We start from the raw sequence: 18246 nt of genomic DNA on the forward strand, positions 1-18246 counted from the left end.
CATGTCGAACCCCAGATCAACCGCGCAGGTCGCGGGACATCCTATCCATCCGATGCTCATTCCGTTTCCGGTCGTATGCTTTGTTTTGACCTTCGTTGCCGACCTCGCATTCTGGAAGACGGGCACTGACTTCTGGGCCAGCGCCTCGCTCTGGCTGCTCGGCATCGGCTTGATCATGGCCGCGCTCGCCGCCATCGCCGGCGTGATCGATCTCCTCGGAGACGATCAGGTCCGCAACCTTTCCGATGCGTGGCAGCACGCTGGCGGCAACGTCATCGCGGTGCTGATCGCGCTGTACAACTGGTATTCGCGCTTCGAGCACGGCGCATCCGCCATCGTGCCGACTGGTCTGGCGCTATCGCTCATCGTGGTCCTGATCCTGCTGTTCACCGGCTGGAAGGGCTGGGAGATGGTCTATCGCGAGCATGTCGGCGTCTCGGATGAGGCGCACATCCATTAGCAGCGAGTCCCACGGGTAGCCCGGATGGAGCGCCTGAAGTCGCCTTCCCCTTCCCCCTGAAAGGGGGAAGGTCGGGATGGGGGTCAGCCGCAGGCGACGCTGCATGTGGAGAGAGCAGATCCCCTCCCGCTTTGCTCTGGCGAGCAAAGCGACCTCCCCTTTTCAAGGGGAGGTTGGAGCTACCGGATCCATCCCGTCGCCAGTGCCGAGGCGAGTTCGGCCTGGCCGTGCTGCCGCGCCAGCGCCGCCATTGCCGCGTGGTCGTAGGGGATGTGGCGGAAGGTTACGTCCCAGCCACCATCGACCTGCTCGAGGATCGCATAGCGCGCATCGGGCGAACCGGCCTCCACGACATGCGGATGCGGCTTGCCGACGCGATAGCCGGGCGAGCCGACGCTGCCGGGATTGACGATCAGCCGGCCGTCTCGAAGTCGCACGGCGCGCGCAGTATGCGTGTGTGCGCAGAGGATCAGCGGCTGCCCCACGCCGGCGGCCCTCGTCTCGATCGCTTCCAGCGAGGACATGCAGACTTCGCCGCCCGGCAATACCGTCTCGAGCCAGTAGGTCTCGTCATCCTGGGGCGTTGCATGACAGAGGAAAACCTCGTCGCGATAGACCGAATTCGCCGGCAGCGTGCGCAGCCAGTCGAGATGCCGCGGCTCGAGCTGGGTATAGGTCAGCCGCTCCCAGGAGCCCATTTTCTCGTGCGGCCGGTCGATCAGATAGCGGTCGTGATTGCCGAGCAGATGGACCGCATCGAGCGCCATCAGCATATCGATCGTGGGCCGGGCGTCGAGCGGCCCGCTCACCATGTCGCCGAGGTCGACGATGTCCCGAATTCCCTGCGCGCGGATGTCCGACAGCACGGCTTCGAGCGCGAGATGGTTGCCGTGGATGTCAGCGATCGCAGCAAAGCGCATGACGTTGTCCTGTCCTCAAGCGCGACGTCCCGTAGCCCGGATGGAGCGAAGCGCAATCCGGGGCCCTGTGCCCGCGGATCGAGCCGCTCCGGATTTCGCTTCGCTCCATCCGGGCTACGATACCGACATCATGCAGGAGGCGTGCCGTTGGCCGCAAGCACCGGGCCGGCGAGATACAGCGAGCCCGTGATCAGGATGCGCGGCGGCACCTCATAGGCCAGCATGGCAAGCCGTTGCAGCGCGGCGGCGACGCCATCAGCGATCTCGACCCGCATGCCGAGCGCCCGCGCGGCGTCAGCCAGTCTGTCCGGCGCCATGCCATTGTCGCGGCCGGGCACCGGGACCGCGATGATGTGGCGGGTCAGTCCGGCGAAATTGGCGAGAAACGCGTTGGCGTCCTTGTTGGCCATCATCCCTGTGATCACGACCAGCGGCCGCGACACGCGCTCCTCGAGATCGCCGAGCGCCGCGGCCGCAACGCGGCCGCCCTCGGCATTGTGCCCGCCGTCGAGCCAGACCTCGGAGCCCTGCGGCCCCTGGCCGACCAGCGCGCCGGAAACCAGCCGCTGCATTCGCGCCGGCCATTCCGCATTGACGATGCCGGCTTCAAAGGCCGCGATGTTGAGTTTGAACTTATCGATCGCGCGCAGCGTCGCGATCGCGAGGCCCGCATTGTCGAACTGGTGCCGGCCGAACAGTTTCGGCGCGGCGAGATCGAGCAAGCCGCGCTCGTCCTGATACACCAGCCGGCCGCGCTCGACGCCGACATGCCATTGCTGGCCGGCCGCATGCAGCGGCGCGCGCATGCGGTTCGCCTGCGCCTCAATCACGGCCATGGCATCCGGCGCCTGCTCGGCCGAGATCACCGGCACCTTGCGCTTGATGATCGCGGCCTTCTCGCCGGCGATCGCCGTCAGATTGTCGCCGAGGAATTCCATGTGGTCCATGCTCACCGGCGAGATCACCGAGGCGAGCGGCGTCTCGACCACATTGGTCGAATCGAGCCGGCCGCCAAGCCCGACCTCGAGCAATGCGACATCGGCAGGATGCCTGGCGAACAGACAGAACGCCACCGCCGTTTCCATCTCGAAGATGGTGATGGGACTATCGGCGTTGACGCGCTCGCAGTGCTCGAACGTCTCGCGCAGCTCGTCGTCACCGACGAGCTTGCCGCCGCCTGTGGCGCCCAGCCGGTAGCATTCGTTGATCCGCACCAGATAGGGCGAGGTGAAGACGTGCACGCGCAGGCCCGACGCCTCCAGGATCGCGCGCAGATAGGCGATGGTCGAGCCCTTGCCGTTGGTGCCGGCGACATGGATCACCGGCGGCAGCTTGCGCTCGGGATGATCGAGCCGCTCCATCAGGCCGCGCATGCGATCGAGGCTGAGATCGATGCGCGTGGGATGCAGCGCCGATATCCGCGCGATCAACGCCTCGAACGAGGCTTGCGGTGAGGCGGCGCTTGCGGTCACGCGTGCGGCGCAGCCGGCACCGTCTCCGGTGCCGTGACGATCTGGGCCGGCTCGGTGACTGCGGCCTTGGGCTTCGATGCGGATTCGAGCGGCGGCGCCTTGGTCAGCAGGCGGCACAGCCGCGCCAGCGTGGCCTTCATCTCGTGGCGGTGCACCACCATGTCGACCATGCCGTGCTCGCGCAGATATTCGGCGCGCTGAAAGCCGTCCGGCAGCTTTTCGCGGATGGTCTGCTCGATCACGCGCGCGCCGGCAAAGCCGATCAACGCGCCGGGCTCGGCGATCTGGATGTCGCCGAGCATCGCATAGGACGCGGTGACACCGCCGGTGGTCGGATTGGTCAGCACCACGATGTAGGGCTGGCGCGCCTCGCGCAGCATCTGCACGCCGACGGTGGTGCGCGGCATCTGCATCAGCGACAGAATGCCTTCCTGCATCCGCGCGCCGCCGGATGCGGCGAACACGATGAACGGCGACTTCTTCTCGACCGCGAGCTCGAGCCCGCGCACCATCGCTTCACCGGCGGCCATGCCGAGCGAGCCGCCCATGAAATCGAAATCCTGCACCGCGACCACGACGCCGGCGCCCTCGAGCTTGCCGTAGCCGACCTTGATCGCGTCGTTCAGCCCGGTCTTGGTGCGGGCGTCCTTGATGCGGTCGACATATTTGCGCTCGTCGCGGAATTTCAGCGGATCGGCCGTCACCTCGGGCAGCGCGACATCGAACCAGGTCTCGTTGTCGAAGATCGACTTCAGCCGCGCCACCGCGCCCATGCGCATGTGGTAGTTCGAGCCGGGGATGACGAACTGGTTGGCCTCGACGTCCTTGTAGAACACGAGCTGCCCGGAATCCGGGCACTTGATCCAGAGGTTTTCCGGCGTCTCGCGCCGCAGGATGTTGCGGATCTTCGGCCGGACGACGTTGGTGAGCCAATTCATGGTTCGCTCCGAAATGCGGATCGGTTCCGCACCAGCTGGATATATGGCGGGCCGGGCGAGCCCGGCAAGCCGCCATCGGCGGCCTTGTTGCCGCAAAATGTGGCTTATTCAGCGGCCTGTTTGGCGCCCCGGACCCCCTGCGCCAGCGCCGACACCAGGTCCGCCACCGCGCTCACGGTCTTCGGCGTCGCGCGGCCCTCGGCATCGAGATTGGCACGCACCACATCGACGATTGCGGTGCCGACCACCGCGCCGTTGGCGTTCTCGGCGATCGCGCGCGCCGTCTCCGGAGTGCGGATGCCGAAGCCGACGCAGACCGGCAGCTTGGTGTGCCGCTTGATGCGGGCCACGGCTTCCGCGACCACCTTCGAATCGGCCGTCGCAGCGCCGGTGATGCCGGTGATCGAGACGTAATAGACAAAGCCCGAAGTGTTCGCGAGCACCGCCGGCAGCCGCTTGTCGTCGGTGGTCGGCGTCGCCAGCCGGATGAAGTTCAGCCCGGCCTTCATCGCGGGGATGCAGAGCTCGGTATCTTCTTCCGGCGGCAGGTCGACGATGATCAGGCCGTCGACGCCGGCGGCCTTGGCATCGGCCAGGAAGCTGTCGACGCCGTAGATGTAGATCGGATTGTAGTAGCCCATCAGCACGATCGGCGTGACGTTGTCCTCCTTGCGGAAGTCGCGGACCATCGCCAGCGTCTTGCACAGCGTCATGCCACCCTTGAGCGCGCGCAGACCGGCGGCCTGGATCGACGGGCCGTCGGCCATCGGGTCGGTGAAGGGCATGCCGATCTCGATGACGTCGGCGCCGGCCTTCGGCAACGCCTTGAGGATGTCGAGCGAGGTCTTGGCGTCGGGATCGCCGGCCATCACGAAGGTGACGAAAGCGGAGCGGCCCTGCTGCTTCAGCTCGGCGAAACGTGCGTCGATACGGGTGGTCACTTCTTCCTCGCCTTCAAGATGTCGCCGACCTGCGGCACGTCCTTGTCGCCGCGACCCGAGAGGTTGACCACCATCAGGTGATCCCTGGGCCGCTGCGGTGCGAGTTCGGACAGCTTCGCGATGGCGTGCGCCGATTCCAGCGCGGGGATGATGCCCTCGAGCCGCGACAGCAGCTGGAATGCAGCCAGCGCCTCCTCGTCGGTCGCCGAGAGATACTTCACGCGGCCGGTCTCGTGCAGCCAGGCGTGCTCCGGGCCGATGCCGGGATAATCGAGGCCCGCCGAGATCGAATGCGCTTCCTCGATCTGGCCGTCGGCGTCCATCAAGAGATAGGTGCGGTTGCCGTGCAGCACGCCGGGACGCCCGCCGGCGAGCGAAGCGGCATGCAGCTGCGTCAGTCCGTGACCGGCCGCCTCGACGCCGAAGATCTCGATCAAGGGATCGTCGAGGAACGGATGGAACAGGCCCATCGCATTGGAGCCGCCGCCGATGCAGGCGATCAGCGAATCCGGCAGGCGGCCCTCGGCCTCCTGCATCTGCTTGCGGGTCTCGTGGCCGATGATCGACTGGAAATCGCGCACCATCATCGGATAGGGGTGCGGACCCGCGACCGTACCGATGCAATAGAAGGTGTCGTGCACGTTGGTGACCCAATCGCGCAGCGCGTCGTTCATCGCGTCCTTCAGCGTGCGCGCGCCCGACTGCACCGGGACGACCTTGGCACCCAGCATCTCCATGCGGATCACGTTCGGCTGCTGCCGCTCGACGTCGACCGCGCCCATATAGACCACGCATTCGAGCCCGAACCGCGCGCACAGCGTCGCCGTCGCCACGCCATGCTGGCCGGCGCCGGTCTCGGCGATGATGCGCTTCTTGCCCATGCGGCGCGCGACCATGATCTGGCCGAGCACGTTGTTGACCTTGTGCGAACCGGTGTGGTTGAGCTCCTCGCGCTTCAGATAGATCTTGGCGCCGCCGAGATGCTCGGTGAGACGTTCGGCGAAATAGAGCGGCGAGGGCCGGCCGACATAGTCCTTCAGATAGACATTCATCTCGGCCTGGAACGCCGGATCGGCCTTAGCGTCGGCATAGGCTTTTTCGAGATCGAGGATCAGCGGCATCAGCGTTTCCGCGACGAAGCGTCCGCCGAAAATGCCGAAATGCCCGCGCTCGTCGGGGCCGCTGCGGAATGAATTGGGCAGGTTTGGATTCATCGAACCATCAGTTCTTGGGTTGCGCGCGCGGCGCGGATGAAGGCGCGGATCAATTCGGGATCCTTGACGCCGGGCATGCCCTCGACGCCCGACGAGACATCGACGCCGCCGGCGCCCGTGACGCGGACAGCTTCAGCGACGTTGTCGGCATTGAGCCCGCCGGAGACCATGTAGGGCAGCGCGAGATCGAGATTTTCCAGCACGTGCCAATCGAACGGCGCGCCGAGGCCACCCGGCCGCGTGGCATCCTTCGGCGCGCGGGCATCGAATAGGATGCGGTCGGCGACGCCGGCATAACCCGGCAGCGGGGCGAGATCGGCTGCGGTCTCGACCGGCAGCGCCTTCATCAGCGGCAGGCCGAACTTCGCCTTGATGTCGCGCAGCCGCGCCGTGGTCTCCTTGCCGTGCAATTGCAGGATATCCGGCCGCAGCGTCTCGACGATGTTCTCAAGCGTCGCATCGTCGGCATCGACGGTCAGCGCGACCTTGACGGCGCGGCCCTTGGCGCGGCTGCCGAGCTCGCGCGCGGCCTCGAGGCTGATGTGACGCGGCGACGGCGGAAAGAACACGAACCCCACCATGTCGGCACCGCCCTCGAGCGCGACGTCGAGCGTCTCGCGCGTGGACAGGCCGCAGATTTTGACGAGCAGGGGCATGGTCTCGAAACGGGTCTCAAAACGGGTTTTCGGGCGGCCGGAACCGGAACCCCGGTCCGACGGGGCGGGTTCTACAACGTCGCGCCCTGCTTGTCTCGCCCGGCGGCCCCGTAAAAACCTGATAGGGCCGGGGCCGGACGGCGCTGCGCGTCGTCCCGGGAGGCCGCGGCCCTGAGGTCGGCGAGCTCGGCGCGGACCTGACGGGCGTCGGCCTCGTGCTGCCGGGCGGCGCGGCGCCAGCGCCCTTGCTTGAACCAGGTTCCGATGCCGCCCGCGATCACGCCCAGGATCGCGGAGGCGATGATGACGACGAACAGCGGCAGCGTGACCGCAACCGTGGGGGTCACCGAATTGAAGGGATCGAACGACACCGTCACCCAGTGACGGTTGGCGACTGCAAAAATGATGAAGATCAGTCCGAGCGGAATGACGACCACTGCCGTGAAGAACTTTCGCATGACCATCTCTCGCAGCGATGGAGCAAATGCGGGCGCATCGCCCGCAACACGGCAACGCCTGACGTCGCGCCTTAGGCGTCGACCTTAAGCATCAGCCTTGGGCGCATCGACCTTGGCGGCGCCCGCCTCGGTCACGTCGCGGTTGAGGCGCTCGCGCATTTCCTTGCCGGTCTTGAAGAACGGCACGCTCTTCTGGTCGACCGGCACATGCTCGCCGGTGCGTGGATTGCGGCCGGCGCGCGCCGGGCGGTGCTTCACCGAGAATGCGCCGAAACCGCGCAGTTCGACACGGTCGCCACGAGCCAGCGCCGCGACGATTTCATCGAGAATCGCATTCACAATGTTCTCGACATCCCGCTGGTAGAGGTGCGGGTTGTGCTCGGCGATACGCTGAACAAGTTCGGATTTGATCATCGAAAGTGGGATCCGGGCTCTTGCGGAAACCCATTTCCGTGAAAATGCCGTGCACTGTCAAGACGCTAAATCGATTTAGAGCGTCGTGAAATCACGTGACAAATAGCCCAATTGGGGCATGCGGCGATTCCCGCAAAGCGGGAATAGCCTGACGAGCACGCCTTTGGCAGCCGATCAGTTGGTTCCAGCCGGGCTCCACAGCGCCAGCATGCCGTCAAGCCCGAACCGGTCGACTGCCTCGGCCACGCCACCCTGCTCGATCCGCCGCGCGATCGCGCCAAGACCGAACGCATCGAGCGTCACGGACGCCGCCGTGCGCAGGAAGGTCAGGTCGCCGAACCGCGGATTGAGCTTGTAATTGCGCACCGGCAGGTCGCTTTTGACCTTCTTCTCCGCAACCAGCCAGGCGATCGCGGTCTTCTCGTCTCCCAGCTGATCGACCAGCTTGAGATCGACTGCCTGCCGGCCGGTGAAGACGCGTCCGTCCGCAACCTTCTCCAGCAGGGCGTCGTCCATGCCGCGCCGTTGCTTCACCAATCCACGGAACCATGCATAGGAGTCCTTGACGAGACCATCGATCGCGGCGCGGGCCTCCGGGCTGGTCGGCTCGAAGCCGTTGGGCGCCGCCTTCAGCGGAGAAGATTTGATCTCCTCCATTTTCACGCCGACAGTCTTGAGCAATTCCGAAACGTTCGGATACTGGAAGAGCACGCCGATCGAGCCGACCAGCGAGGTCTGCTGGGCGACGATATGATCGGAGGCGATCGCCGTGATGTAGCCGCCCGAGGCGGCCAATCCCTCGACCACGACGACAAGCGGCTTCTTCGCCTTCAGCTGCATCAGCGAGTCGTAAAGCTGCTCGGAGCCCGCCGTGGTGCCGCCGGGCGAATTGATGTGCACGACAACAGCCGCATAGCTCGACTTGCCGAGCCGCTCCAGCGCCTCGACGCGATCCTGGTCGCTGCGGATCAGTCCGTCGATATTGACCCGCGCGATCGTGTTCGATGTCGAAAAGGTGCCGCGTCCGCCGGCGGCGACCACGCCCACGCCCACGATGGCCGCGATCGCAATGACCGCGGCGGCGACGCGCCAGAACGTCAGTTTGCGCCTGATGCGGCGGCGATCGACGATCACGTCTGAATCCAGCGACATCCGATCTCTCCAGAAATGGTCAGCGCGCAATCCGCGCGTTTTGCAGTCGCAGCGTCACTATCAGCTTAGCCAAATACATCAATTGCGACGCAATATGAAGAAAACAAGGCTCCAACCTCCCCTTGAAAAGGGGAGGTCGCTTTGCTCGCGAGAGCAAAGCGGGTGGGGATCTGCTCCCTCCACATACAGCGTCAGTCGCGGCTGACCCCCATCCCGACCTTCCCCCTTTCAGGGGGAAGGAGAAGAGAAATCCGTAGCCCGGATGGAGCGAAGCGTAATCCGGGAAGATCTCGCAGCGACGTAGGGACCCCCGGATTGCGCTTCGCTCCATCCGGGCTACGCGGCAAAACAAACAAAAGGGCCCCGGCTTGCGCCGGGGCCCCGATTGTTCGCTCAAATCGTGCGAACGCTTACTTGTCGGTGCCGCGGTTCTTCAGCGCGGTGCCGAGGATGTCGCCAAGCGTCGCACCCGAGTCGGAGGAGCCGTACTGCGCGATGGCTTCCTTCTCTTCGGCGACTTCCAACGCCTTGATCGAGACCTGCACCTTGCGGGCCTTCTTGTCGAACTGGATGACGCGGGCATCGACCTTCTCGCCGACGGCGAAGCGCTCGGCGCGCTGGTCGTTGCGGTCGCGGGCCAGCTCGGACCGCTTGATGAAGGTGGTGAACTCGGTGCCCGAAATCCGGACCTCGATGCCGCTCTCCTTCACTTCGAGCACTTCGCAAGTCACGACCGCGCCCTTCTTGACGTCGCCCGGCTCGGCGAAGGGGTCGCCTTCGAGTTGCTTGACGCCGAGCGAGATGCGCTCCTTCTCGACATCGACATCGAGCACCACGGCCTTGACCATGTCGCCCTTCTTGAAGTTGTCGATGACCTGCTCGCCCGGAAGCTTCCAGTCGAGGTCGGAGAGGTGGACCATGCCGTCGACATCGCCCTCGAGACCCAGGAACAGACCGAACTCGGTCTTGTTCTTGACCTCGCCCTCGACCACCGAACCGACCGGGAACTTCTCGACGAAGACTTCCCAGGGATTGCGCATGGTCTGCTTGAGACCGAGCGAGATGCGGCGCTTGACCGAATCCACTTCCAGCACCTGCACTTCGACTTCCTGCGAGGTCGAAACGATCTTGCCGGGGTGCATGTTCTTCTTGGTCCACGACATCTCGGAGACGTGGATCAGGCCTTCGATGCCCGGCTCGAGCTCGACGAACGCGCCGTAGTCGGTGATGTTGGTGACGCGGCCGGTGAAGCGGGCACCCAGCGGGTACTTGGCTTCGATGCCCTGCCACGGATCATCCAACAGCTGCTTCATGCCGAGCGAGATGCGGTGCGTCTCGTGGTTGATCTTGATGATCTTGACCTTCACCGTCTGGCCGATGGTCAGCACCTCGGTCGGGTGGTTGACGCGGCGCCAGGCGATATCGGTCACGTGCAGCAGGCCGTCGATGCCGCCGAGATCAACGAACGCACCGTAATCGGTGATGTTCTTGACCACGCCGTCGATCACCTGACCTTCTTCGAGGTTCTGCACCAGCTCCTGGCGCTGCTCGGCGCGGGTCTCTTCGAGAACAGTGCGGCGCGACACCACGATGTTGCCGCGGCGGCGGTCCATCTTGAGGATCTGGAACGGCTGCGAATTGTTCATCAGCGGCGCAACGTCGCGGATCGGACGAATGTCGACCTGCGAGCGCGGCAGGAAGGCCACCGCACCGTCGAGGTCGACCGTGAAGCCGCCCTTGACCTGGTTGAAGATGACGCCGTTGACCTTTTCGTTGTTCTGGAACGCCTTCTCGAGCTTGCCCCAGCTTTCCTCGCGGCGCGCCTTGTCGCGCGACAGCACGGCTTCGCCGAGCGCATTCTCGATACGGTCGAGGAACACCTCGACTTCGTCACCGACCTTCAGATCGCTTTCACGGCCGGGGCCGGCGAATTCGCGCAGCGCAACGCGACCTTCGGTCTTCAGGCCGACGTCGATGACGGCCATGTCCTTCTCAATTGCAACCACCTTGCCCTTGATGACGGAGCTTTCCTGCAAATTGCCGCCGGCAAAGGATTCATCAAGCATCGCCGCGAAATCATCGCGGGTCGGGGTGTAAGAAGACGCAGAATTCGAAACCATTTGTTCTCCAGATGCGGGATCTCGCCGGCCGTTCGGGTTGATGGGCGCACCGTGCGTGAAGTGTCAGGGCTCCGCAAACCCTGACGACCGCTCATTGCAGGAGGTGCAACAGCGGGCCGGCAGCAAGACTGCACGTTCGGTACGTTTGATTGATGCGGAGCCTGAAACGAAAATATCGACTTCAAGACCTGGGAGCGGGCGTTCCTCCAGATGCGGCGTTGGTTTCGTTTGAGGAATAGCTCAAACCCATCGCCGGCCCGCTCAGACACGGCCTCGACATGGTCGATGCTGCTCCGAACGGCGCTGATATAGCCCTGCAGGCTGCTTTCGGCAAGCAGGAAATGCCCCATTTTGCTGGGTTTTCGGGCCAAACCCGCCCGCCATGCCTGCTGTTCTAGCGCCTGGCGCGCGCCGCCTCGACGATGGCGATGGCGGCGCGGACGCCGGCCTCGATGTCCAGATTGGAATTGTCCAGCGTGTGGGCGTCCGGAGCCGGCCGCAGGGGTGCAATCGCCCGGTTCTTGTCCCGCTCGTCGCGCTTGAGGATGTCGGCGAGCACAGCCTGTTCGTCGGCGTCCTCGCCGCGGGCGCGCGCCTCCAGCGTGCGCCGCCGTGCCCGCACGCGGGGATCGGCGACCACGAAGATCTTCACGTCGGCATCCGGGCAGATCACGGTACCGATGTCGCGTCCATCGAGCACCGCACCGGGCGGATCGGCGGCGAACTGGCGCTGAAAGTTCACCAGCACCTCGCGAACCTGCGGAATGGCCGACACCACCGAGGCGGCATCGCCGACCTTCTGGGTCTTCAGGATCGGATTGCCGAACTTTTCGGGGTCGAGTTCGAGCGCCGCAGCCACGGCCAGCACCTCGTTGCTGAGCTCGGCACCGGCTTGCATCATCGCATAGGCCACCGCGCGGTAGATCACGCCGGTGTCGAGATGGCGGTATCCGTAGTGGTGGGCGAGCCGCTTGCCGAGCGTGCCCTTGCCCGAGGCGGCGGGTCCGTCGATGGCGATGATCATGCGAAATCAGCTCCGAGCGCGCGCATCATCGGGATGAAATCCGGAAAACTGGTGGCGATGAAGCCGGTGTCATCGATCTTCACCGGCCGATCGGAGGCGCAGCCCATCACCAGCGCCGACATCGCGATGCGATGATCCATATGGGTGGCAACAAGGCCGCCGCCCGGAACATGGCCGCGGCCCTCGACGATCAGATCGTCGCCGGACACCTCCACCTTGACGCCGTTGACCCGCAGCATGTCGGCGGTTGCTTCAAGGCGGTCGGATTCCTTGACGCGCAGTTCCTGCAGGCCGTGCATGATCGTGGTGCCCTCGGCGAAGGCAGCCGCGACCGCCAGCACCAAATATTCGTCGATCATCGACGGCGCGCGCTCCGGCGGCACCTCGACGCCCTTCAGCTTCGAGGCCCGCACCCGCAGCTGCGCCATCGGCTCGCCGGCATCGCCGCGGACATCGCTCTCCTCGATCGAGGCGCCCATCTCGCGCAGCGTGGTGAACAGGCCGGTGCGCAGCGGATTGGTCATCACGTCGGAGAACACGACATCGGAGCCTTCGACGATCAGTGCGGCCACGATCGGGAACGACGCGGAGGACGGATCGGCGGGCACCACGACGTTGGCGCCGTGCAGCTCGGGCTCGCCATTCAGCGAAATTCGCCTGCCGTGGCTGCCTTCCTTCTCGGAGGAGATCTCGGCACCGAAATGCTTCAGCATCAGCTCGGTGTGGTCGCGGCTCGCCTCCTGCTCGATCACAGTGGTGATGCCGGGGGCGGAGAGCCCCGCCAGCAGCACCGCGGACTTGATCTGGGCCGAGGCGACCGGCGTCTTGTAGACGATCGGCACCGGATAGCGGGCGCCGTGCAGGGTGAGCGGCAGCCGGCCGCCCTCCCTTATGTCGCTGGTTCGGGCGCCCATCAGCTCCAGCGGGTCGAGGATGCGGCGCATCGGCCGCGAGCGCAGCGAGGCATCGCCGTCGAAAATGGCGACGATCGGGCAGCCGGCCACCGCGCCCATCACCAGCCGGCAGCCGGTGCCGGAATTGCCGAAATCGAGCGGCGCGGCAGGCTGGGCGAAGCCGCCGACGCCGACGCCTGCGACCGACCAGGTAAACGGCGCCGTCCGCTCCACTTTCGCGCCCAGCGCGCGCATGGATTTGGCGGTATTGAGGACGTCCTCGCCCTCCAGGAGGCCGGAAATGCGGGTTTCGCCGACCGAAAGCGCCCCCAGGATCAGGGCACGGTGGGAAATCGATTTGTCGCCGGGAACGCGGACGGTGCCGGCCAGGGGGCCGCACGCGCGCGATTCCAGCGGGGTCGGGGTGTCAGATTGGGCCAAGATTGTGTCCTCTCGCGCCGCGGCAGGTATCACATAGGCAACACCACGTCACGCGCCCGTCACTTGCGCGCAAACCGCTATTGACAGCAGCCTCTCAACTAGCCAAGTGAAGCTCCGTTTTTCAGGAAAATTCTGGGATTACCACGTGGCCAAGTCCGAGCTCGGAACCAAGCGCATTTGCCCGACCACGGGCAAGAAGTTCTACGACCTCAACAAGAATCCGGTGATCTCGCCCTATACCGGCGAAGTCGTGCCGATCGCGCCGGTCGCCCCGCCGCGGGGCCGTGGCGCCACCGTCACTTCGCCTGCGACCGCAGCCGACATGCCGGAGCCCGCCGAGGCCGAAGAGATGGTCTCGCTCGAGGAGGCCGATGCCGAGGAGAACACCGGGAAGGTCAAGGCCCAGGTTCCCGAATCCGAGGACGATATCGAGGTCGATGAGACCATCGACGACGATGACGACGACGATTCGACCTTCATCGCCGACGAGGAAGAGGGCGATGAGGACGTCACCGACATTATTGGTGACGTCGGCGGCGACGAAGAGACTTGAGATCGGCGCCGATCTATGATCAACGGTGCTGCCGCGCGAGTCGTGTAGGCCGCGCGGGCCGGGATTGATCCCCCAGGATCATCCCTACTGGATAAGGGGCCATAGCTCAGCTGGGAGAGCGCTTGCATGGCATGCAAGAGGTCGGCGGTTCGATCCCGCCTGGCTCCACCACGCTTCGCCCTTCGGGCTACGCGTGGCGCAGCCACGAGTTGCCTGAAGGGCGAAGCGTGGTGTCCGGCGTAGCCCGAAGGGAGAAGACGGACTGCCAAGGGCTCTACCCCCGTCCGGCTTCAGTGGATGCGAATGTGGTACGTCTACATCCTCCGCAGCATCAACTTCCCTGATCAGGAATATGTCGGCGCGACCGAAGATCTGAAGCGCCGGCTTCCTGAGCACAACGCCGGCAAATCGGCGCACACCTCAAAATTTATGCCGTGGGACTTGGTCTGGTACTGCGCATTTCCCGACAAGTACAAAGCGTTGGCCTTCGAGAAATATCTCAAATCCCACTCCGGCCGCGCCTTCGCCAAGAAGCGCCTCTAACCGCCCCGCCCGCCCCCTACTCCCCCAGCACCGCATTCAGCCGGTCGCGCAGCGCGACGATCTCGTCCTTCATCGCCATCAGTTCGCTAACGGTGCAGTCCGAGGCCGCGAGGATCGACTGCGGCACGGCCTTGGCCTTGTCGCGCAGCGCGTGGCCCTGCGGCGTCAGCGCGATCAGCACCACCCGCTCGTCCGCGGTGCTGCGCGTCCGCTTGATCAACTCCGCCGCCTCCAGCCGCTTCAACAGCGGCGTCAGCGTGCCGGAATCCAGGAACAGGCGCTCGCCGAGGTCCTTCACCGCCACGTCGTCGCGCTCCCACAGCGCCAGCATCACGAGATACTGCGGATAGGTCAGCCCGAGCCGGTCGAGCAGCGGCTTGTAGACGCGGTTGAAGGCGTGCGCGGTCGAATAGACCGCAAAGCAGATCTGGTTATCGAGCCGCAGCGCCTGATCCGCCGCCGTCGGTTTCCTGGCCATGATTCCCATCGAATCCATCTCGTTTCCGGGTCATTCTGGGCTCTCGGGACCGCGGATTCAATTGCGAACAATTAAATGTGAGGCCGCATATTTTATATTGTGCACAATCTATTTGCGTGCAATACATACGTCGTCGAATTCAAGTCCACACCCACCAAGGGAGACCACGATGTCTGTGAACGTGCTCTACAAGACCAGCGCCAAGGCAACCGGCGGCCGCGACGGCCATGCGGCAACGCTCGACGGCGCGCTCGATGTCAAGCTCACGACCCCGAAGGAGCTCGGTGGCGGCGGCGGTGCCGGCAACAATCCGGAGCAGCTGTTCGCGGCCGGCTATGCCGCCTGCTTCATCGGCGCGATGAAGTTCGTGGCCTCGCAGGGCGGCCCCAAGGTTCCCGCCGACGCCTCGGTGACCTCGACGGTCGGCATCGGCCCGCGCTCGGAAGGCGGCTTCGGCCTCGCGGTCGAGCTCGCGGTGTCGCTGCCCGGCCTTTCCCGCGCCGACGCTGAAGCGCTGGTCGAGAAGGCCCATCATGTGTGCCCCTATTCCAACGCGACCCGCGGCAATGTCGACGTCAAGCTGAGCGTCGTCTAATTCCACATCACGCAATGGTCCGCCGCGACACGTGGCGGACTATTGCTCTTTCAGCGGCTGGTTCGCTTGGCGAACGCATGCGCCGCCTGCTGCATGGGCCTGCGCCGACGGAAGCATTGCTGCCCCGGCTGAAGACCGTTAGCTCTGGGACCCTCGTTATCTGATCCCAACTGAGCGAAGGTTGTTTCCATGAATACCCCAGCGGCTACGGGCGCGATGACCGGCCTGCGCGTGATCGATCTGACGCGCGTGCTCGGCGGCCCGTATTGCACCCAGATCCTTGCTGACCACGGCGCCGACGTGATCAAGGTCGAGCCGCCCGCCGGCGACGAGGTGCGCGACTGGGGCCCTCCCTTCCACGAGGAAGACGCAGCCTATTTCGTCGGCATCAACCGCAACAAGCGCTCGATCGGCCTCGACCTCGCCTCCGAGGGCGGCCGCGCGGTGCTGATGAAGATGCTCGAGACGGCCGACGTGCTGATCGAGAATTTCAAGCCGGGCACGCTCGACAAATGGGGCATCGGCAACGACGTGCTGCGCGCGAAATTTCCGCGCCTCGTGCATTGCCGGATCTCCGGCTTCGGCGCCGACGGCCCGCGCGGCGGCAATCCCGGCTATGACGCGATCATCCAGGCGATGACCGGCATGATCGCGGCGACCGGCTCGCCGGAGAGCGGCCCGATGCGGATCGGCGTGCCGCTGGTCGACATCACCACCGGACTCTACGCCACGATCGGCATCCTGATGGCGCTGTCGGAGCGGCAGCGCTCGGGGATCGGCCAGTTCATCGAGACGACGTTGTACGAGACCGGGCTTGCGATCATGCATCCGCACACCGCGAACTATTTCATGCATGGCAAGCCGCCGTCGCTGACCGGCAACGAGCACCCCAACCTCGTTCCTTACGCGATCTTCCCGACCAAGACCGACAACATCTTCATCGGCGTCGGCAATGACGGCACCTTCCGCAAGCTCGCCAAGGAGATCGGCAAGCCCGAGCTCGGCACCGACCCGCGCTTTGCCCGCAACAAGGACCGCATCGCCAACCGCGATGCGCTCCGCGTCGAGCTGGCCGCGGTGTTCAGCCAGCACGAGGCCGAGCCGCTGTGCAACCGGCTGCTCGCCGCCGGCCTGCCGGCCGGCCCGGTGCAGAAGATCGACCAGGCGCTGACCAACCCGCACACCATTCATCGCGGCGACGTCATCGAGAAGGATTGGTACAAGGGCGTCGCCTCGCCGATCCGCCTCGAACGCACCAAGCCGAACCTGCGCCGCACGCCGCCGAAGTTCAGCCAGCACGCTGCGGAAGTGCTCGGCGAGTTCGGCTACTCGAAGGACGAGATCAACGGCCTGGTTGAAAAGGGCGTGGTCTGCGGCCCCCAGCGCAAGCGCTAGCGCGACCATCCGTTAGCCCTGCGGTGCAACGTCGCGTCTGGCGCTGCACCGCACGGAGCCGGCTGCGGTCTTCGCCTTTTTTACCGCTTCCCTTCGCTTCGGCTTCCCCCCTACCATGACTTTCGTTTATACGGTCATTTGAACGTCATCCGGCGCTGATAACGCGCGCAACGAAAGATGATGTTCCAATTGGGAGGGTTTTGATGTTCTTTCGACGACTAGGCGCTGCCGCGGCAGCCGCTGCCGCGTTTGCATTCGCGTCGCCCGCGTTTGCGGTGACCGAGATCCAGTGGTGGCACGCGATGACCGGCGCCAACAACGACGTCATCGTCAAGCTGGCCAACGACTTCAACGCCTCGCAATCCGACTACAAGGTGATCCCGACCTACAAGGGCGGCTACGCCGACACCATGAACGCCGGCATCGCCGCGTTCCGCGCCGGCAACGCTCCGCATATCATGCAGGTGTTCGAGGTCGGCACCGCGACGATGATGGCCGCCACCGGCGCCGTCAAACCGGTCTACAAGCTGATGGCCGACGCCGGCGAGAAGTTCGATCCGAGCGTCTATCTGCCCGCGATCACCGGCTACTACTCGACCTCCAAGGGCGAGATGCTGTCGTTCCCCTTCAACTCGTCGTCGACGGTGATGTGGATCAATCTCGATGCGCTGAAGAAGGCCAACATCGCGGAGATTCCGAAGACCTGGCCGCAAGTGTTCGACGACGCCAAGAAGCTGAAGGCAGCCGGCTACGCTACCTGCGGCTTCTCCGGCTCGTGGGTCACCTGGGTCAATCTCGAACAGCTCTCGGCCTGGCACAATGTGCCGCTCGCCAGCAAGGCCAACGGCCTCGACGGCTTCGACACCGTGCTCGAGTTCAACGGCCCGCTGCAGGTCAAGCATCTCGAGAACCTCGTCGAGCTGCAGAAGGACAAGACCTACGACTATGCCGGCCGCACCAATACCGGCGAAGGCCGCTTCACCTCGGGCGAATGCCCGATCTACCTGACCTCGTCAGCCTTCTTCGGTAACGTCAAGGCGCAGGCCAAGTTCAACTTCACCGCGGCACCGATGCCGTATTATCCCGACGTCAAGGGCGCGCCGCAGAACTCGATCATCGGCGGCGCCTCGCTCTGGGTGATGGGCGGCAAGTCGGCCGAGGAATACAAGGGCGTGGCCAAGTTCCTGACCTTCCTCTCGGACACCGACCGCCAGATCTGGATCCACAGGGCCTCGGGCTATCTGCCGATCACCAAGGCCGCCTATGCCAAGGCCAAGGAAGAGGGCTTCTACAAGGACCAGCCCTATCTCGAGACCCCGCTGCTCGAGCTCACCAACAAGGAGCCGACCGCGAATTCCCGCGGCCTGCGCCTCGGCAACATGGTGCAGCTGCGCGACATGTGGTCGGAGGAGATCGAGCAGGCGCTGGCCGGCAAGAAGACCGCCAAGCAGGCGCTGGACGCCGCCGTCGAGCGCGGCAACCAGATGCTGCGGCAGTTTGAAAAGACCGCCGTCCGCTGACATGATGCCTTCGGGCATGATCCGGAAAGACGCGAAGCGGCTTTCCGAAAAGATCATGC

At 64.9% G+C, this 18246-nt stretch carries 19 protein-coding genes and 1 tRNA gene; 7 read left to right on the forward strand and 13 right to left on the reverse strand.

Annotated elements, in window-relative coordinates; genetic code table 11:
• Position 1 precedes the first annotated feature (1 nt).
• A complete protein-coding gene (locus AC1VNY_RS16300) occupies positions 2-460 on the forward strand; it encodes a DUF2231 domain-containing protein (protein ID WP_057020418.1) in 459 nt (152 codons plus the stop codon).
• 179 nt (positions 461-639) lie between these two features.
• Here the strand turns inward: AC1VNY_RS16300 and AC1VNY_RS16305 are convergent, their stop codons facing one another.
• The 12 genes from AC1VNY_RS16305 to aroA all read right to left on the reverse strand — a co-directional run bounded on the left by AC1VNY_RS16305 (position 640) and on the right by aroA (position 13103).
• On the reverse strand, positions 640-1380 hold the full coding sequence (locus tag AC1VNY_RS16305) for a metallophosphoesterase family protein (RefSeq protein ID WP_482405920.1): 741 nt from the start codon (positions 1378-1380) through the stop codon (positions 640-642).
• Positions 1381-1508: 128 nt separating this feature from the next.
• Positions 1509-2753, reverse strand: coding sequence for a bifunctional folylpolyglutamate synthase/dihydrofolate synthase (locus AC1VNY_RS16310; protein ID WP_482405945.1), 1245 nt, complete (start codon positions 2751-2753; stop codon positions 1509-1511).
• Positions 2754-2848: 95 nt separating this feature from the next.
• Positions 2849-3790, reverse strand: a complete 942-nt coding sequence (gene accD, locus AC1VNY_RS16315) for an acetyl-CoA carboxylase, carboxyltransferase subunit beta (protein WP_038382637.1) — start codon at positions 3788-3790, stop codon at positions 2849-2851.
• 104 nt (positions 3791-3894) lie between these two features.
• Positions 3895-4731 (reverse strand): tryptophan synthase subunit alpha, encoded by an 837-nt coding sequence (gene trpA / locus AC1VNY_RS16320; RefSeq protein WP_482405921.1) that lies wholly within the window; start codon positions 4729-4731, stop codon positions 3895-3897.
• Positions 4728-5945, reverse strand: coding sequence for a tryptophan synthase subunit beta (trpB, locus tag AC1VNY_RS16325; RefSeq protein WP_482405922.1), 1218 nt, complete (start codon positions 5943-5945; stop codon positions 4728-4730). Before trpB ends, trpA begins: the two co-directional genes overlap by 4 nt.
• Positions 5942-6601 carry a phosphoribosylanthranilate isomerase gene (locus tag AC1VNY_RS16330; protein ID WP_482405923.1) on the reverse strand — a complete coding sequence of 220 codons (660 nt, stop codon included), beginning with the start codon at positions 6599-6601 and terminating at the stop codon, positions 5942-5944. Before AC1VNY_RS16330 ends, trpB begins: the two co-directional genes overlap by 4 nt.
• Before the next feature lie 71 nt (positions 6602-6672).
• Entirely contained in the window at positions 6673-7059 is a 387-nt protein-coding gene (locus AC1VNY_RS16335; RefSeq protein ID WP_482405924.1) for a LapA family protein, read from the reverse strand.
• Between the two features lie 84 nt (positions 7060-7143).
• Positions 7144-7473, reverse strand: a complete 330-nt coding sequence (locus AC1VNY_RS16340) for an integration host factor subunit beta (protein WP_016847379.1) — start codon at positions 7471-7473, stop codon at positions 7144-7146.
• A gap of 174 nt (positions 7474-7647) precedes the next feature.
• A complete protein-coding gene (gene sppA, locus AC1VNY_RS16345) occupies positions 7648-8625 on the reverse strand; it encodes a signal peptide peptidase SppA (RefSeq protein WP_028341705.1) in 978 nt (325 codons plus the stop codon).
• A gap of 410 nt (positions 8626-9035) precedes the next feature.
• On the reverse strand, positions 9036-10745 hold the full coding sequence (gene rpsA, locus AC1VNY_RS16350) for a 30S ribosomal protein S1 (protein ID WP_018269280.1): 1710 nt from the start codon (positions 10743-10745) through the stop codon (positions 9036-9038).
• 394 nt (positions 10746-11139) lie between these two features.
• On the reverse strand, positions 11140-11769 hold the full coding sequence (gene cmk, locus AC1VNY_RS16355) for a (d)CMP kinase (protein ID WP_482405925.1): 630 nt from the start codon (positions 11767-11769) through the stop codon (positions 11140-11142).
• On the reverse strand, positions 11766-13103 hold the full coding sequence (gene aroA, locus AC1VNY_RS16360) for a 3-phosphoshikimate 1-carboxyvinyltransferase (protein WP_482405926.1): 1338 nt from the start codon (positions 13101-13103) through the stop codon (positions 11766-11768). The genes cmk and aroA overlap by 4 nt, the downstream gene beginning before the upstream one ends.
• Positions 13104-13248: 145 nt before the next feature.
• Here aroA and AC1VNY_RS16365 point away from each other — a divergent pair, with 145 nt between their 5' ends.
• The 3 genes from AC1VNY_RS16365 (at position 13249) to AC1VNY_RS16375 (ending at position 14199) form a co-directional block, all read left to right on the forward strand.
• Positions 13249-13656 carry a TIGR02300 family protein gene (locus AC1VNY_RS16365; RefSeq protein WP_028341708.1) on the forward strand — a complete coding sequence of 136 codons (408 nt, stop codon included), beginning with the start codon at positions 13249-13251 and terminating at the stop codon, positions 13654-13656.
• Positions 13657-13751: 95 nt separating this feature from the next.
• Positions 13752-13827 (forward strand) — tRNA-Ala (locus tag AC1VNY_RS16370).
• Between the two features lie 132 nt (positions 13828-13959).
• Positions 13960-14199, forward strand: a complete 240-nt coding sequence (locus AC1VNY_RS16375) for a GIY-YIG nuclease family protein (RefSeq protein ID WP_482405927.1) — start codon at positions 13960-13962, stop codon at positions 14197-14199.
• A 16-nt stretch (positions 14200-14215) separates the two neighbouring features.
• Here AC1VNY_RS16375 and AC1VNY_RS16380 read toward each other — a convergent pair whose 3' ends face one another.
• Positions 14216-14677: a MarR family winged helix-turn-helix transcriptional regulator gene (locus tag AC1VNY_RS16380; RefSeq protein WP_482405928.1), complete on the reverse strand. Its 462-nt coding sequence runs from the start codon at positions 14675-14677 to the stop codon at positions 14216-14218.
• Positions 14678-14846: 169 nt separating this feature from the next.
• Between AC1VNY_RS16380 and AC1VNY_RS16385 the strand changes: the two genes are divergently transcribed.
• The 3 genes from AC1VNY_RS16385 (at position 14847) to ugpB (ending at position 18187) form a co-directional block, all read left to right on the forward strand.
• Entirely contained in the window at positions 14847-15272 is a 426-nt protein-coding gene (locus tag AC1VNY_RS16385; RefSeq protein WP_028341711.1) for an organic hydroperoxide resistance protein, read from the forward strand.
• Between the two features lie 189 nt (positions 15273-15461).
• On the forward strand, positions 15462-16667 hold the full coding sequence (locus AC1VNY_RS16390; protein ID WP_482405929.1) for a CaiB/BaiF CoA transferase family protein: 1206 nt from the start codon (positions 15462-15464) through the stop codon (positions 16665-16667).
• Positions 16668-16870: 203 nt separating this feature from the next.
• On the forward strand, positions 16871-18187 hold the full coding sequence (gene ugpB / locus AC1VNY_RS16395) for a sn-glycerol-3-phosphate ABC transporter substrate-binding protein UgpB (protein WP_482405930.1): 1317 nt from the start codon (positions 16871-16873) through the stop codon (positions 18185-18187).
• The last annotated feature ends 59 nt before the right edge of the window (positions 18188-18246 follow it).

Source organism: Bradyrhizobium ferriligni, assembly GCF_056837965.1.